Below are 15,618 nucleotides of genomic sequence, written 5' to 3'. Positions count from 1 at the left end.
TCATTTATGTCGCAACTTGTATCATGGACATGAAGGGCCGAGGCTGCGGTCAGGCCGTCCAGCGCCGCTCCCGAAACCATTTGGTCACGACATATTTGACGCCGCTTTCTACCGGCCGGGCGGCATGCAGGCTCATCGGATTGGGTGAACCGTCGGCCTTCAGGTTGTTCCAGATGAGGATCATCCCCTCAACGGGAGGCACCATGAACTCGCAATGGGGAAAATGCGTCTCTCCGCCCGCCGCGACGGGCGACAGATAGATCATCGCCGTCCAACTGCGCTGCCCACCCTTTTTCATCATTGCGGGCCAATAGTCGGCGGTTACCGGGAAATAATCGCAATGCGCCTTATATTCCTGACCAACCGCATAGCGTTGACCCTGCAAGGTTTCGCCATTTTCGGGCGGCAACCCGGTCAGCGCGCAAATCTGGCGGCTGATGCCATCGACCAGCGGGTGCCAGGGGCTAAGGTTGCAGCTGTGGCTGGTGCGGTAATCGGCGTTCGCGCTGCCGGAAAACAGCGTGGAGGGCTGGGCGTCGGCGTCAATCAGGGCGCGCAAGCCTTCGCATTCCTCGGCGCTGAGGAAATCATGGCGGCCGTAGATTTCAAGGTTTGTAGCGTCGATCCGGCTGACCAGGGGGTTACGGTCCAGCTTTGCGCGCACCGCATCGCCAATCTTCGCCCGAGTGGCCGAAGCGATGCCGCCATCATCAATCACGTCCGTCATGCCCGCTTCCTGCCGCCGTCGTCCCGCCGGTGCAAATGAAAAGGGCCTGACGCACATGGCGCCAGGCCCAGATGAAATCAGCGGATATGACCCTGCGGTTACCAGAAGAAGTCGCGGATCACATCTACCACATAGCCGTCCCGGATATCGACCAGCAGGGCATCGTCATAATAGCGCACCCAACGCAGCGTGCCGTAGGCAGGCGGCAGGCGATAGGACCATGGATCGTTGATCCAATAGTTGTTCGAGAACAGCAAGCTGTTCAGGAAGATGCCTGTCGAGAAGCTTCTGTAGCCATAGCTCCATCCGCGCGGCGCATAATAGCGCCCCATCCGGTAGCGGTCGCCATAGCGTGAGCGATAGCTGCGCCAGTCATAGCGGCGGTCCTGCCGCCAGTCATTGTCCCAGCGCCGCTGACTGTTCCAGCGGGTGCGATCGTCAAACCGGCGATTGCCCGCCAGGCTGCCACGCCAGTTGTTGCCGCTGTCGAGGCGCCCTTCCGGGCGTCCATCCCGGCGACCATCACGCCAGTCCTGACGTCGGTCGTCGCGATTGCCGCGCCACTCCGCCCGGTTGTTGTCCCGGCGGTCATCCCGCCACTGCGAACGATCGCCAACGGCCCGTTCCCTGATGCGCGCATCGTTGCGCTGTGCATTGCGAGCAGCATCGGCGCGCGATTCCGCACCACGCCACTGGCGATCGGGTTGTGCCGGAGCGGTCTGTGCCCGTGCGCGATCATTTACGCGCCCTTGCCAACGCTGAGCAGAAGCCTGATCACGCACGCGTACGTTTCCGCGATCGCCATCCTGCCCGCCGCCCCGGGACGCCCGGCCGTCGTTCCGGCCAGACTGTTCACTGCCGCGATCGCGCCATCCATCCTGCCCCCGCTGCGCATAGGCAGGGGCCACGCCGCCAAGAACTGTCGCGGTCATCAGCCCCGCCAACATCATTTTCCTCAACATGATCTTTGCTTTCCAAAAGGGGCGCCATGCCCCGCATGCTGCCTTTCTACGTTTGCCGCCATGTCGCGACGCTGAACTCGTTCGTCAGCGATTTGAAAGAATCTACTGGGTGTAGATGGACATTGGAACCTGGCGTGCGCAAATCGATTATTTCGGTAGAAAATCGACCAGCCGTCACCGTCGACCTTAAAAGCTGATCTAGATCAGTGCGCGTTTTGATGACAGCCTTTAGGAACGACGAGTGAAAAGAACGTCCAATGCCGGCCGAGTTCGACAGGCCCTCCGAAAAGCGACGATGGAAAACCATCAGCGGGTGGATGATCTTTTTTCCGGCTTTTCACTGGATTCCCCGACGGAATATGGTGCCTTTCTGAAAGCGCATGCACGCGCGCTCATGCCGCTGGAACAGTTGGCGATGCCCGATTCTCCGCGCTTGCCCCAATTGATGGAAGACCTTGCATCATTGGGCGAAACGCTGCCGGAGCCACTGGAAACAACGGCGCATGCGGGCGAAGGGTTTCGATGGGGCGCGCTCTACGCCCTGGAAGGTTCGCGGCTGGGTGGTGCCATGCTGGAGCGGCGCGTGCCTGCCGGATTGCCTCGGGCCTATCTCAAGTCTGTCCACGGCCAGGGAAGCTGGGTCGCCTTTCAGCAAGCGCTGGACGAGGCGGCGGATGGCGGTGGCCAGGATTGGATCGACGACGCGATACAGGGAGCGCAAGCCGCCTTCGCTCTGTTCGCGGCAGGTGCCGCAGCGGAACGGGTGAGCAGTCATGGCTGAACGCGATGGACAGGAGATGGCCGACTTCGCCGTCGACATCAGCAATTGCGATCGCGAACCGATCCATGTGCCGGGCACCATACAGCCTTTCGGCTTTCTGGTTGCGCTGACCGCCGACTGGCTGGTTTCCCGCGTCTCGGCAAATTGTGAGCAGTTTATAGGGCTGGCCCCTGAGCAGATGCTGGGCAAGCCGATCAGCGGCCTGTTCCGGGACGATGCCATTCATTCGCTGCGGAACCGCATCACGCTGCTGCGTGGCCCCGACGCGGTCGAGCGGATGTTTTCGCTGGTGTTGATCGACGGCGTTCCGCCCTTTGACATTGCCGTTCATTTTTCGGGCTCGCTGGTGGTGATCGAGGCCGAACCGGCTTTCGCGGACGAGATCGAGGCGACCAGCATGGTGCGCTCCATGGTCGCACGGCTTGCTCAAACGGACAGCATGGCCGCCTTCCTGCGCGATGGCGCGAGGCAGGTGAGGGCCTTGACCGGATTCGACCGTGTCATGGTTTACCGCTTTGCCGATGGTGGCGACGGCGAAGTCGTGGCCGAAGCGCTGCGGCCGGACATCGACAGCTTTTTCGGGCTGCATTATCCGGCTTCGGACATTCCGACGCAGGCCCGGGCGCTGTACCTGCGCAATATCTTTCGCGTCATCGCGGACGTGCAGGCAGAGCCGGTGCCGGTGCTTCCGGTGCTTGATCCCACTGGCGCGGCGCTCGATATGTCCTTGTGCCTGCTGCGTGCGGTTTCCCCGATCCACATCGAATATCTCGGCAATATGGGCGTGGGCGCCTCGCTCTCCATCTCGATCATCGTCGAGGGGCGCTTGTGGGGCTTGTTCGCCTGTCATCATTATGGCCCGCGCCTGCCGACCTTCGCGCAGCGTAGCGCGGCTGAGTTGTTCGGGCAGATATTCTCCATGATGCTGGAAAGCCGCGAGCGGGCGGAAACGGCGGATTATGAAGGGAAGGCGCGGCAAGTCGCCGATCGCCTTATGTCCGCCGTGGCCCAGGATCATGATCTGCTGTCCAACGCCCGTTGGCTGGGCGACGTCATCTTCGACACCGTGCCTGCGGATGGCGTCGGCGTGTATATCGACGGGGACGTGACGCTGGCCGGTTTGACGCCGGACAGGTCCGCTTTTGCGGCGATCGTCACGATGCTCAATCGTGCGGCGGCCAGTCAGGTGTTCGCGACCGACTGCCTCGGCCGGGTGATGCCCGAAGCAGAAGCCTATGCCGATCGCGCGGCGGGGCTGTTGGCCATCCCTCTATCACGGCGACCGCGCGATTATGTCGTGCTGTTCCGGACCGAGCAGATGCGTTCGGTGCGCTGGGCGGGCAATCAGGAAAAGCATATCGAATATGGGCCTAATGGGCCGCGCCTGACTCCGCGCAAGAGTTTTGAGGAATGGTCGCAACTGGTGAAGGGTACGTCGGTGCCTTTCACCCCGGCCGAGTTGCGCGTCGCGGAGGCATTGCGGACGGCTCTGCTGGAAGTGGTGCTGCGCCTTTCCGATTCCGCGCATGAGGAACGGCAGAAGGCGCATGAAAAGCAGGAACTGCTGATTGCAGAGCTGAACCACCGGGTCCGCAACATATTGTCGCTGATCCGTGGGCTGCTGTCCCAGACGCGCGACAATGCCCGTTCGGTGGATGAATTCATCGCCACGTTGGAAAGTCGTGTGCATGCACTGGCTCGCGCTCATGACCAGATCACGGCTGACCGCTGGGCACCGGCGCGGTTGCAGGATTTGATCGAGGTGGAGGCCGGAGCCTATCTGGGCGAGCGGCGCGACCGGGTCAGGCAGACCGGCCCCAACGTGCTGCTGACGCCGTCGGCGTTCACCGTGCTGGCACTGGTCATTCATGAACTGCTGACCAACGCCGCAAAATATGGCGCCCTGTCGGATGGCGGCACGGTTGCGATCGACTGGCGGGTCGATGCGGAGGGCAGCTTGCTGCTCGACTGGAATGAAAGCGGCGGCCCGGCCGTCGTCGCCCCAACCCGCCGTGGCTTCGGCTCCACTGTCATCGAACGGTCGATCCCGTATGATCTGGATGGCAAGGCGGAGATTACGTATCGCCTTTCCGGGCTGGAGGCGCATTTCTGCATCCCGTCCCAGCATATCGTGACGGTCCTGCCGGACGTCACCGTTGGGGAAAGATCAAAGCCGGCGCCCGCGCCTGCTCCCGGCTTGCTAAAAGGGCGCAACGTCCTTCTGGTCGAGGACAATATGATCATCGCGATGGATGGTGAGGATGCGCTGCGCGACCTGGGCGCGGAAGTCATCACCGCCGCCAGCGTCGGCCGGGCGCGTGAAGCCATCGATCTGCATGCGATCGATTTTGCCGTCCTGGATTTCAATCTGGGCAATGAAACCAGCCTGCCGATCGCCGACATGCTCGCGGAAAATGGCGTCGGGTTTTTGTTCGCGACTGGCTATGGCGATGGCCTGGACCTGCCCGAGCGGTTCAGCGGGATCACCCTGTTGAAGAAGCCCTATTCCGGCGCCACGCTGGCGCAGGCCATCGCTCCGATTATCGAGGCTGGCGAAGCGTAGGGGACGGCGAAACGCACTGTTTCACGCCGCGCACTTGCATGGTGAGGGGCGGCGCGCGATCTAGCGGTCATGAAACAGCCCAGCCTTTACATCCCGCATGGCGGCGGTCCTTGCTTCTTCATGGACCCTGCCGATCCCGGTCGTCCCTATAGCGACCCGATGTGGCAGACGATGCAGGATTATCTTGCGCAACTGGTCGAGAGCCTGCCCGAACGACCGCAGGCCATGTTGATCGTGTCCGCGCATTGGGAGGAGCCGGTCCTTACCGTGCACAAGGCGGATCGTCCGGACCTTCTGTTCGACTATTATAATTTCCCGCCGCATACCTATTCCCTGAAATGGGATGCGCCCGGAGCGCCCGCCGTCGCCGACCGCGCCGCCCAACTGCTGCGCGACGCTGGCTTCCCCGTGGCGGAGGAGCATGAACGCGGCTGGGACCACGGCGTCTTCATTCCGATGAAGGTCGCACGGCCACAGGCCGACATTCCCGTGGTCCAACTGTCTCTGAGACAAGACCTCGACCCACAGGCGCATATCGCGGCGGGTCGCGCGCTTGAACCGTTGCGAGATGCAGGGATCGTGATCATCGGATCGGGAATGAGCTTTCACAATATGCGCGTCCAGGATTCGCAAGCGCGAACACCGTCGCTATCGTGGCATGAGGCTTTGACTGATGCGGTGACGGATCCGGACCCGCAGCGGCGATCGGCACGTATTGCCGCGTGGGAGACCTTGCCGGAGGCGCGCTTCGCCCATCCTCGTGAAGAGCATCTGCTGCCGCTGATGGTGGCGTTGGGCGCGGGCGGCGATGATGTCGCGCAGGTTGATTATGACGACGCTGTGCGGGGATGGCCGGTATCGGCCTATCGTTTCGGTTAGAGTAGAGTGCTTTTAATCTGAATCACTCAACCCGTTCAGGCTGAGCCTGTCGAAGCCCTTCTCTTCCTGAAAAAAGTAGCGCCGTTGGCTTCGCCGGCCTTCGGCTCGACAAGCTCAGGGCGAACGGTATTGAGGTGTTGCCGATTTAAAGCACGAAGCTCTAGGGACGGCGGAGCGCGGGGACTGCGTGCGCAGCCTCTTCGGGTGATACGCCGGGGGGCGGGGCCGCCTCTACTTGCTCCTCCCCGCGCATCACCTTCCCGGCACGTTTGATGGCGCCGCGCAGGCGGGGGTAGATGCCGCAACGGCATATATTGGTGATGGCGGCGTCGATATCCTCGTCACTCGGATCGTTGTTGCGCTTCAGCAGAACCGATGCCGCCATGAGGACGCCGGGGATGCAATAGCCGCACTGCGACACATTGTCGGCCGCGAAAACCTGTTGCAACGGGTGGCCGCGATCGGGAGACAGCGCCTCGATAGTCGTGACGAAGCGCCCTTCGGTTTCCCTTATGCTGACCTGGCATGAGCGCACCGCCTGCCCGTCGATATCGACTGTGCAGGCTCCGCAATCGCCCGTTCCACAACCATATTTGGTGCCGGTAAGGTTGGATGCGTCGCGCAGCGCCCACAGTAGCGGCGTGTCGGGGTCCATCCGATATTGGACTGGCCGGTCATTGACCGTGAATTTGGTCATGCGCCGTCTTCCCCCTCCGCCTGGTGATAGAGCACTTCGTTGCGGATGTGGATGGTGCGCGATGCCAGACGGATTTCCTGGATGAACGTCGCGAATCCTCCCGCCTGAAGCAGCATGGCAAGACTGAACAGAATGGCGATGGGCGTGCCAAGGTGCGCGCCGAACAAATTGCCCGCAAACAGCAGGATGACGACCAGACAGACCGCGCAGGCGGACGCCACGGAAAGGAAGATCGCGACATTGACCACGCTCATGCGCCGGTCCAGCACGCGGATCTCGCCCACCATGCGGTCATGTTCCTTGCCGCGCGACATGAGTATCTTTTCTTCGACACGTCTGGCCCTGTCGATAATCCGGGCAAGGCGCCCCGTGCAGACGTTAAGAAATGCGCCGATGCCTGCGAGCAGGAACACCGGCGCCAAAGCGAGCTGGATCGTCTGCGCGACCTGCGAAACCTGGGGCAGGGGGATGGTCGAGTGAAGTGCCACGCCTTTAACCCGGCGCCGCTTCCGTCAGGCCGCACCCTTGGCGGGCGTGTTGATGCCCATGGACTTCAGATACTGCTTGATGTTGCGTGCCGCCTGCCGCAGCCGCTGCTCATTTTCCACCATGGCGATGCGCACGAAGCCTTCGCCGTCCTCGCCATAGCCGACGCCGGGCGCTACCGCGACCTTGGCGTGGGTGAGGAGCTGCTTGGAAAATTCCAGGCTGCCCATGTCCTTGAGCGCGGGGGGCAGCGGCGCCCAGGCGAACATCGACGCCTTGGGAGCCGGAATTTCCCAGCCAGCGCGGCCGAATGCCTCGACCATCACATCGCGACGCTTGTGATAGAGTTCGCGATTCTTCTGAACAATATCCTGCGGCCCGTTGAGCGCCGCGCAGGCCGCAGCCTGGATCGGTGTGAATGCGCCATAATCGAGATAGGATTTTACCCGCTTGAGCGCCGCGATCAGTTTCCGGTTGCCGACCGCGAAGCCGATGCGCCATCCCGCCATCGAATAGGTCTTGCTGAGCGAGGTGAATTCGACCGCGACATCCTTGGCTCCTGGAACCTGCAGGATCGAAGGCGTCGGATTGCCGTCATAATATAGCTCGGAATAAGCAAGGTCGGACAGGACCCAGACGTTATTTTCCTTCGCCCAGGCGACCAGCCGCTCGTAAAAGGCAAGATCGACCGTTTCGGCCGTGGGATTGCTGGGATAGCCGACGACCAGAATGGAGGGGCGCGGTACGGTGAAAGCCATCGCGCGCTCCAGCGACTTCCAGTAATTTTCGTCCGGCGTCGTCGGAACCGAGCGAATGGTCGCGCCAGCGATGATGAAGCCGAACATGTGAATCGGATAGCTGGGGTTGGGCGCCAGAACGACGTCGCCGGGCGCGGTGATCGCGGTCGCGAGGCTGGCAAGCCCTTCCTTCGACCCCATGGTCACGACGACCTCGGTCTCAGGATCCAGGTCTACGCCGAAGCGGCGGCCATAATAATTGGCCTGCGCCTTGCGAAGCCCCGGGATGCCCATCGACTGGGAATAGCCGTGGGCGCTCGGTTTTTGCGCGACTTCGCACAGCTTGGCGATGACATGGTCGGGCGGCGGCAAATCAGGATTGCCCATGCCCAGGTCGATAATGTCCTCACCCGCGGCTCGCGCGGCGGCCCGCATCGCATTGACTTCAGCGATGACATAGGGTGGCAGGCGCTTCATGCGGTAGAATTCTTCGGACATTATAGGGCTTTCCTGAAAGGTCTCCATGAGGAATAGTGCTGCACGCACTTTCGCGCGATGCGCTCTGGCTATAGCCCGCCAGATTGGCTCACGCCAGCGAAAGCGGCGGACATAAAGGATGCCAAGGGGAGGAAGGTGGCCATGGAAGCGCAGAACCTCAACGAGCCTCATCTGCCGACGCTGGAACAGATGCAGCAATGGACAGAAGTTGTCGGCCGGGCGCAGCAGCTCATTCTGGAGCAGGCTGCCGGGGCCACGGGGAGGGCGATGCCGTTCGATCCGGATGCGGTGGCGCGCATCCAGACAGGCTTTGCCAATGAAGGTCTGGCCCTGTGGCAGCGTTTTCTTGACGCGGGGGGCATGCTTCGCGACCAGCCGGACGCGCCGCCTCCCGAAAGCCCAGCCGCGCGCAAAGATCGCCGCTTTGCCGATCCTGCCTGGACCAAGCATCCTTTCTACGACCTGATCCGGCAAAGCTATCTGCTGATGTCGGACTATCTGCTGAAATTGACGGACGCGGTCGATGGGGTCGATCCCAAGCAAAAGGCAAAGCTGCGTTTCGCCACCAGCGGCATGCTGGACGCGGTGGCGCCCAGCAATTTTCCGCTGACCAACCCCCTCGTCATGGAAAAGACCCTGCAAAGCGGGGGCGAAAATCTGGTCAAGGGCCTCCAGCACATGCTGGCGGACATGGAAAAAGGTCAGCTGACCCAGACGGACGGCACCGTCTTTGAGCTTGGCCGGAACATCGCGACCACCCCCGGCAAGGTGATCAAGGAAACGCCGCTTTATCAGCTGATCCACTATGCGCCGACCACGGACAAGGTGCTGGAAACGCCCCTCGTCATCTTCCCGGCGTGGATCAATCGCTTCTACATACTCGACCTGTCACCGGAAAAAAGCTTCGTCAAATGGGCGACCGACCAGGGGATCAGCGTCTTCCTGCTGTCCTGGAAATCCGCCGATGCGTCGATGAAGGACCTGCTGTGGGATGATTATATCGTCCGGGGCCAGATCGACGCGATCGACACCGTGCGCGAACTGCTCGGCGTACCGAGCGTTCATACGATCGGTTATTGCGTGGCGGGCACCACCCTTGCTGCGACCCTGGCCTATCTTGCCGAACGTGGCGAAGCCGACAAGGTGGCGAGCGCGACCTTCTTCACGGCGCAGGTGGACTTCACCGAGGCAGGGGACCTTGGCCTGTTCGTCGATGATGAGCAGATGAAACTGGTTGACCAGCTTTCGACCGGGGGCTTCCTGGATGGGCGCTATATGGCCGCGACGTTCAACCTGTTGCGAGGCCGCGACCTGATCTGGAACTATGTGGTCAATAATTACCTGCTGGGGCAGGATTATCCGCCGTTTGACCTGCTATATTGGAATGGCGACACCACCAATCTTCCTGCCCGCTGGCACAAAAATTACCTGACGCAGCTTTATCGGGACAACCAATTGGTGGTGCCGGGTGCGCTGACCATCGACGGAACGCCGCTTGATCTGAGCAAGGTGAAAACGCCCGCTTATGTCCAGGCGGGACGGGAAGATCATATCGCCCCTCCGGAAAGCGTGTGGAAAATTACTTCTCACTTCGCCGGGCCGATCCGGTTCCTGCTGGCGGGGTCGGGCCATATCGCGGGCGTGGTCAATCCTCCGGCGGCGAATAAATATCAATATTGGGCATGCGAGGAACTGCCTGCCAGCCTGGCCGACTTCGTGGCGAACGCGAAGGAGACGAAGGGAAGCTGGTGGCCGGACTGGATCGAATGGATTCGCTCTCATGGTGATTCGATGGTCTCTGCCAAAGACGGTGGGCGCGTGCCTGGTGCCGGTTCCCTGAAGGCGATAGAGGATGCGCCCGGCCGCTATGTGAGAGAGCGCTAAGCCTCACAAAATAGGCTGATTTCAGACGGGTAAAACAAGGACCGATTTCTCCGCCATTCTGTTTTTGCTGCACTGCACAAAAATTCTTGCGTTTGCGCTCCGAGTTATATATTGTGCACTGCAGCAACGGAGAACCTTTTATGCCAGTCACTCCAAAGCCTGCTCGCCGCAAGGCAGTGGCCAAGACGCCCGGCTCTACATTGTCGGCGGCTGAAGCATTGAAGGCTGCGGAAGAAGCGGTGAGTGTCAGCCCAAAGGCTGCGCCAGCGCGGAAGGCCGTGGCGGTCAAGAAGGCGGCGGTTAAAGCCGCAAAGCCTGATCCGGTCGCGATCGTCGCCGCCACCACGGCGGTCGATGCAGCGCCCGAACCGGCTGCTCCGCCAGCAATTGAACCGGCCCCTCATGCACCAGCGCCGCTGGTCGAAGAGGTCGCGATCGAAGCCGAAGAAACCAAGAGCCTGTCGTCCGAGGCCGGGCCGGTAGAGCCCACCATGCTGCCTGCCACAGAAGGAACCAAGATGATGAACGACGTGATCGAAACCGGAAAGAAGTTCGCTGAAGAGACCAAGGCCAAGTTCGAGACGGCCTATGCCGGTCTGAACGAGAAGGCCAAGGCTGGCGTCGAAAAGTCGACCAAGGCCATCGAAGAGCTGAGCGACATCGCCAAGGGCAATGTCGAAGCGCTGGTCGAATCGGGCAAGATTGCTGCCAAGGGCATTGAGACCCTGGGCCAGGAAGCTGTCGATTACAGCCGCAAGAACTTCGAGAAGGCGACCGCCTCGCTCAAGAGCTTTTCGACGGTCAAGACGCCGACGGAATTCTTCCAGCTGCAGAGCCAGCTTTTCTCGAGCAGCTTTGACGAGCTGACCAAGGAAGCCGCGAAGAGCAGCGAAGCGCTGATCAAGCTGGCTGGCGAAGTCGCCCAGCCGCTGACCGCGCGGGTTACCGTTGTCACGGACAAGGTAAAGTCTCTCGCCGCCTGATCGGCGGTAAAAGACTAGAAAGAATGAAGCGGCTCTCACCCTGGGGTGGGGGCCGCTATTCTTGTGCGCCGCCCTCCTTTGCACGATGACCTGCAATCTGTGCCCCTTGCCTTGAGGGCCGGAATCGCCATATCCTCACCCGTCATGAGCAGCATCAGCACATATCGGGAGAAGATGGCGGGCCGGGACCAGGATGATCAGGGTGAAGGCCCTGGCGGTCCCAATGTCGGCATCGCGACGCGCACTCGCGCCCGCACCAAGAAGCCATCTCTCTACAAGGTATTGATGCTGAACGACGACTACACGCCGATGGAATTCGTCGTGCATGTCCTTCAGCAGTTTTTCCGCATGGACATGGAAGAAGCCACCCGCGTGATGCTTCACGTGCATCAACGTGGCGTCGGCGTTTGCGGCATTTTCAGCTATGAAGTGGCGGAGACAAAGGTGAATCAGGTGATGGACTTCGCCCGGCAGAACCAGCATCCGCTGCAATGTACGCTTGAAAAGGCTTGAACTGCCAGAGCCACGCCTACCGACGCGGTGAGATGACGAACGCCATGCTTTTGGTTTGGTAGGCCGTCTTCATGGTTATTATATATTAAGGATGGTTGCTTAGGCAGAGGGCGTCATGCCTGCCATTCTCCGTTCTCCTTCTTCCAGACTGATGCCGCTGGTTGCTGGTATTGCCTATTTCCTGATGGCGACCCTGGCGTTGTTATGCTCGCGGTTCGAAGGGGGGCTGGCTTTTGTATGGGCCGCCAACGCATTGCTGATGGCGGAGTTGCAGACATCGGAAACCCGCTATTGGCCGCGTGTAATCGTGACCTGCGGCATCGCCAGCGTCCTGTCGACGACATTGTTTGGCATGGGGCCGTGGGCAGCCCTGCCCATGGCGCTCATCAACATCGCCGAATCACTGATTGTCGCCATACTGTGCCGTCGGTTCATTCCCGTCCACCTGAGTGACGGGTCGAAGCGCTCGCTCCTCGTCTTCATCCTCGCACTTTGCGTCCCTGCGAATATCATCGCGGCCACCGGCGCGGCGTTTGTCGCCTCCACCCTTACGCCCGTGTCCTTCGGCCCTTCATGGCTACAATGGTATAGCGGCCATGTGCTGGGTGGTCTGGTCTGCACGCCGATCCTGACGATGCTGTTGCAGGGGCAGGTTCGCGCCTGGGTTCGAGAGACATCCGGCACGCAGAAGCTGGAGGCGTTGGCACTTCTGGCCATTTTTGCGGCCGTGATCGTCCATATATTCTATTTCGCGCATTACCCGCTGCTGTTCCTGTTGGTGTTGCCGCTGGTCGCGATCGCCTTCCGCATTGGTTCATTGGGAACCGCGGCCGCCGTCGTGCTGCTCGCCTTGATCGGCGGGGCGGCGACGATGACGGGCCATGGGCCGCTGAACATGGTGGCCAGCAGTGTCGGTGAACGGACCCAGTTGTTCCAGTTCTTCCTTGCCTTCAGTTTCCTGCTGTCCATGCCGCTTGCAGCCGAACTGAACGGGCGCCGCCGCTTGTTCCAGATGCTGCAGGCGAGCGAGGCCCGATATCGCGCCATAGCCGAACATAGCGGCGACCTGGTGTTGAACGTCAGCGTTGATGGCATCATCCAATATGCTTCGCCTTCAGCGGCCGAGCAGATCGGTTGCGCGCCCGCTATGCTCGTCGGCCGTTCGGCCGACATCATGGTCGATCCCAAGGATCGCGCGGAGGTTCACGGTGCTCATCAGCGTGCTCTGGCACGGCCGGGCGACGTGCAGACAGTGGAGTTCCGCCCGGCAGCTTTCACGGACGGGGTGGATTGGTGCGAGATGGTCACCCGCGCCGTGCTCGATGAACAAGGCCTTCCCATCGGAGTGGTCAGCACGATCAGGGACATGTCGCGGCATAAGGCACGGCAGAGGGCGTTGCAGCGCGTCGCCGCCGTCGATACGCTGACCGGAGCCGACAGCCGCTGGGCCTTCGTCGAAAAACTCGATCAGGAAATCAAGCGGGTGGCGCGAGGCGCAAATGCCTGTTTGCTGATGATCGACATTGATCATTTCAAGTCGGTCAATGATCGCTACGGCCACGGGGTGGGGGACAAGGTGCTTTCCAGCTTCGTCGAACGCCTGCGGCCTGGCTTGCGTGGCGGGGACAGCATCGGAAGGCTAGGTGGAGAGGAGTTCGCGATCCTTCTGACTGGCACCGATATCCAGCGCGCCAGCATGGTGTGCGAGCGGCTGCGGAAGATGGTGTCTGCCCAGCGGATCAGCACCGTAGGCAGCGAATCGATCGCCATTACCTTCAGCGCAGGGCTTGTCGAACTCGACGGACGGGCCAGCAGGGCGGATCTGCTCGATGCAGCGGACAAGGCACTTTACCGGGCCAAAAATAGCGGGCGGAATTGCCTGCGGCTTGCCGCTTGACCCGGCTGCCCGGTCTCGCGAAAACGCATCGTTGATCCTGACGAATTTGTCAGATGATATGTTGTAACTTCATCTTGTCTGGCCTATGTACTGGCCATCATGCCAACCAGCATCCGCTCCTGCCTGCAAAATGGCCGCATTGATCGCATCGCGATTGCGCTGTCGGGCATGTGCGTCGCGCATTGCATCGGCACGGCTGTGCTGCTTGGCGTTCTGGCGTCGGCGGGCGGGATATTTGAGAATCCTTTATTCCACGAAGTCGGGCTCGTGCTCGCCATCCTGCTGGGCGCGGTGGCGCTCGGGCATGGGGCGATGGAACATGGCTTCATGATGCCAGCGGCCGTCGGCTCGCTGGGTCTGGGCATCATGGCGGGCGCTTTGACGTTGGATCATGGATGGCAGGAAAGCGCTTACACCTTGCTGGGCGTGGTGACGCTGGCTCTGGGGCACGATCTCAATCACCGGGCTGGCCGCTGAGGCATCCTGACTGGAGCGCATAGAAAAGGGGGCTTGGTGCCCCCTTTTTCGTTACCGGCCTTCCCATTCTGGTCAGAAATGCTTCCTGTCCAGATGATGCTCGCCCTTGACCCAGCGAACCGTCCCGGTGCTGGCGCGCATCACGACGCTATCCGTGGTCAGCTTGCCGCCGGGCAGCCGCTTGACGCCCGCGAGCAGGGAGCCGTCGGTGACGCCGGTCGCCGCGAAGATGCAGTCACCCTTTGCCAACTCCTTAAGGTCATAAACTTTGTCGAGGTCGGTGATGCCCCACTTGAACGCGCGCGCGCGTTCATCGTCATTGCGGAACAGCAGCTTGCCCTTGAACTGGCCGCCGACGCAGCGCAGTGCCGCGCACGCCAGTACGCCTTCAGGCGCGCCGCCCGAACCCATATAGATATCGATATTCGTTTCCGGATCGGTGGTGGCGATCACACCGGCGACGTCGCCGTCGGGGATCAGCATGATGCCGCATCCGATCGCGCGCAGTTCCGCGATCAGCTTTTCATGTCGGGGCCGGTCAAGAACGCAGACGATGATCTCATGAGGATCGACGCCCTTTGCCTTCGCCACCGCTTCGACATTCTCCCTCACCGGCTTGTTGAGGTCGATGATGTCATCGGGATATCCGGGGCCGATCGCCAGCTTTTCCATGTAGACGTCGGGCGCGTTCAGCAAGCCGCCTTCTTCCGAAATGGCGAGAACCGCGAGCGCGTTGGGACCGGCCTTCGCCGTGATCGTCGTCCCTTCCAGCGGATCGAGAGCAATGTCGATCTTCGGGCCTGTTCCGATCGCGTTGCCGACCTTCTCGCCGATGTAGAGCATCGGTGCTTCGTCGCGCTCACCTTCGCCGATGACGACGGTGCCGTCCATGTAGAGGTCGTTGAATGCCATGCGCATCGCTTCGACAGCGGCAGCGTCAGCCGCTTTTTCGTCGCCGCGTCCAATCAGCTTCGAGGCGGCGATGGCGGCCGCTTCGGTGACGCGCACCATCTCAAGCACCAGGACACGATCGAGAACTGAGCTAGCCTGCACCATGATAATCCCTCTGCTGTCTCTTTGTGATCAGCGCGATAGGAGGTCATCCCCGCCTTGTCGAGCCATCCACCCGGCCTCAGCCTGCTTTTCGCGGCGCCAATGCAACGGAAGGTCGTCTGTGGCGTTAAAAGGCCAACAAAGACAAGGGGTCGAAATGATGATCGCCGCGCTGCTTGCTGCCAGCCTCGTTCAGCCCGCGGCTTATCCTCCTCAACCTATCTCGGCCAAGGCAGCGCCGTGCCAGGCGGTGCCGACGCTATGCATGTCTGGTCGGCCTGCTTCGAGCCGCCTGCCGTTGGAAGGCAGCGCAAGACCTGCGGACAACAAGCTGAGCGCCTATCGTTTCGACGCGCGGCCATGCCGGATAATCGGTAACATGGGTTGTCCAAAACAGGCCCGTCTGCGCCTGTTCAAACTTGGCGAACCTTTGCGCGAGACTTTGATGCGCAGCTTCGCGCCTCGTTAAATGGCAGCCATT

Annotated in this window: 15 protein-coding genes; 9 read left to right on the top strand and 6 right to left on the bottom strand. The window is 61.3% G+C overall.

Going from position 1 to position 15,618, the window contains the following annotated elements:
* Positions 1-49 precede the first annotated feature (49 nt).
* Both ACZ5TB_RS09500 and ACZ5TB_RS09495 read right to left on the bottom strand, forming a co-directional pair.
* Positions 50-727, bottom strand: a complete 678-nt coding sequence (locus tag ACZ5TB_RS09500) for a prolyl hydroxylase family protein (protein WP_464791055.1) — start codon at positions 725-727, stop codon at positions 50-52.
* A gap of 98 nt (positions 728-825) precedes the next feature.
* A complete protein-coding gene (locus ACZ5TB_RS09495) occupies positions 826-1,659 on the bottom strand; it encodes an RcnB family protein (protein ID WP_464791054.1) in 834 nt (277 codons plus the stop codon).
* A gap of 325 nt (positions 1,660-1,984) precedes the next feature.
* Between ACZ5TB_RS09495 and ACZ5TB_RS09490 the strand changes: the two genes are divergently transcribed.
* The 3 genes from ACZ5TB_RS09490 to ACZ5TB_RS09480 all read left to right on the top strand — a co-directional run bounded on the left by ACZ5TB_RS09490 (position 1,985) and on the right by ACZ5TB_RS09480 (position 5,912).
* Positions 1,985-2,470, top strand: a complete 486-nt coding sequence (locus tag ACZ5TB_RS09490) for a biliverdin-producing heme oxygenase (protein ID WP_464791053.1) — start codon at positions 1,985-1,987, stop codon at positions 2,468-2,470.
* Complete coding sequence (locus ACZ5TB_RS09485; protein WP_464791052.1) at positions 2,463-5,033, top strand: HWE histidine kinase domain-containing protein; 2,571 nt, start codon at positions 2,463-2,465, stop codon at positions 5,031-5,033. Before ACZ5TB_RS09490 ends, ACZ5TB_RS09485 begins: the two co-directional genes overlap by 8 nt.
* A 69-nt stretch (positions 5,034-5,102) precedes the next feature.
* Positions 5,103-5,912, top strand: coding sequence for a DODA-type extradiol aromatic ring-opening family dioxygenase (locus ACZ5TB_RS09480; RefSeq protein WP_464791051.1), 810 nt, complete (start codon positions 5,103-5,105; stop codon positions 5,910-5,912).
* A 160-nt stretch (positions 5,913-6,072) separates the two neighbouring features.
* On the opposite strand, the gene ACZ5TB_RS09475 is transcribed toward ACZ5TB_RS09480, so the two are convergent.
* Genes ACZ5TB_RS09475 through ACZ5TB_RS09465 form a run of 3 tightly spaced genes read right to left on the bottom strand, consistent with a single transcriptional unit; the run spans position 6,073 to position 8,330 of the window.
* Positions 6,073-6,609 (bottom strand): (2Fe-2S)-binding protein, encoded by a 537-nt coding sequence (locus ACZ5TB_RS09475; RefSeq protein ID WP_464791050.1) that lies wholly within the window; start codon positions 6,607-6,609, stop codon positions 6,073-6,075.
* Positions 6,606-7,097 (bottom strand): DUF2721 domain-containing protein, encoded by a 492-nt coding sequence (locus ACZ5TB_RS09470; RefSeq protein ID WP_464791049.1) that lies wholly within the window; start codon positions 7,095-7,097, stop codon positions 6,606-6,608. The genes ACZ5TB_RS09475 and ACZ5TB_RS09470 overlap by 4 nt, the downstream gene beginning before the upstream one ends.
* Positions 7,098-7,121: 24 nt before the next feature.
* Positions 7,122-8,330: an LL-diaminopimelate aminotransferase gene (locus ACZ5TB_RS09465; protein ID WP_196224609.1), complete on the bottom strand. Its 1,209-nt coding sequence runs from the start codon at positions 8,328-8,330 to the stop codon at positions 7,122-7,124.
* Positions 8,331-8,471: 141 nt separating this feature from the next.
* Between ACZ5TB_RS09465 and ACZ5TB_RS09460 the strand changes: the two genes are divergently transcribed.
* From ACZ5TB_RS09460 to ACZ5TB_RS09440, 5 genes are all read left to right on the top strand, one after another.
* Entirely contained in the window at positions 8,472-10,214 is a 1,743-nt protein-coding gene (locus ACZ5TB_RS09460) for a PHA/PHB synthase family protein (RefSeq protein WP_464780011.1), read from the top strand.
* 140 nt (positions 10,215-10,354) lie between these two features.
* Positions 10,355-11,197, top strand: a complete 843-nt coding sequence (locus tag ACZ5TB_RS09455) for a phasin family protein (RefSeq protein WP_464791048.1) — start codon at positions 10,355-10,357, stop codon at positions 11,195-11,197.
* A 144-nt stretch (positions 11,198-11,341) separates the two neighbouring features.
* Positions 11,342-11,710, top strand: a complete 369-nt coding sequence (gene clpS, locus ACZ5TB_RS09450; RefSeq protein ID WP_176502233.1) for an ATP-dependent Clp protease adapter ClpS — start codon at positions 11,342-11,344, stop codon at positions 11,708-11,710.
* A 151-nt stretch (positions 11,711-11,861) separates the two neighbouring features.
* Positions 11,862-13,607, top strand: coding sequence for a sensor domain-containing diguanylate cyclase (locus ACZ5TB_RS09445; protein WP_464791047.1), 1,746 nt, complete (start codon positions 11,862-11,864; stop codon positions 13,605-13,607).
* 99 nt (positions 13,608-13,706) lie between these two features.
* A complete protein-coding gene (locus ACZ5TB_RS09440) occupies positions 13,707-14,084 on the top strand; it encodes a MerC domain-containing protein (RefSeq protein WP_464791046.1) in 378 nt (125 codons plus the stop codon).
* Positions 14,085-14,156: 72 nt separating this feature from the next.
* Here ACZ5TB_RS09440 and glpX read toward each other — a convergent pair whose 3' ends face one another.
* Positions 14,157-15,140: a class II fructose-bisphosphatase gene (gene glpX / locus ACZ5TB_RS09435; RefSeq protein ID WP_464778205.1), complete on the bottom strand. Its 984-nt coding sequence runs from the start codon at positions 15,138-15,140 to the stop codon at positions 14,157-14,159.
* Between the two features lie 157 nt (positions 15,141-15,297).
* Between glpX and ACZ5TB_RS09430 the strand changes: the two genes are divergently transcribed.
* Positions 15,298-15,606: a hypothetical protein gene (locus tag ACZ5TB_RS09430; RefSeq protein WP_464791045.1), complete on the top strand. Its 309-nt coding sequence runs from the start codon at positions 15,298-15,300 to the stop codon at positions 15,604-15,606.
* The last annotated feature ends 12 nt before the right edge of the window (positions 15,607-15,618 follow it).

It is taken from the genome of Sphingobium sp. TomTYG74, assembly GCF_055393875.1.
Note: the sequence above shows the minus strand (reverse complement) of the source record. Positions and strands in the feature narration are given on the sequence as shown.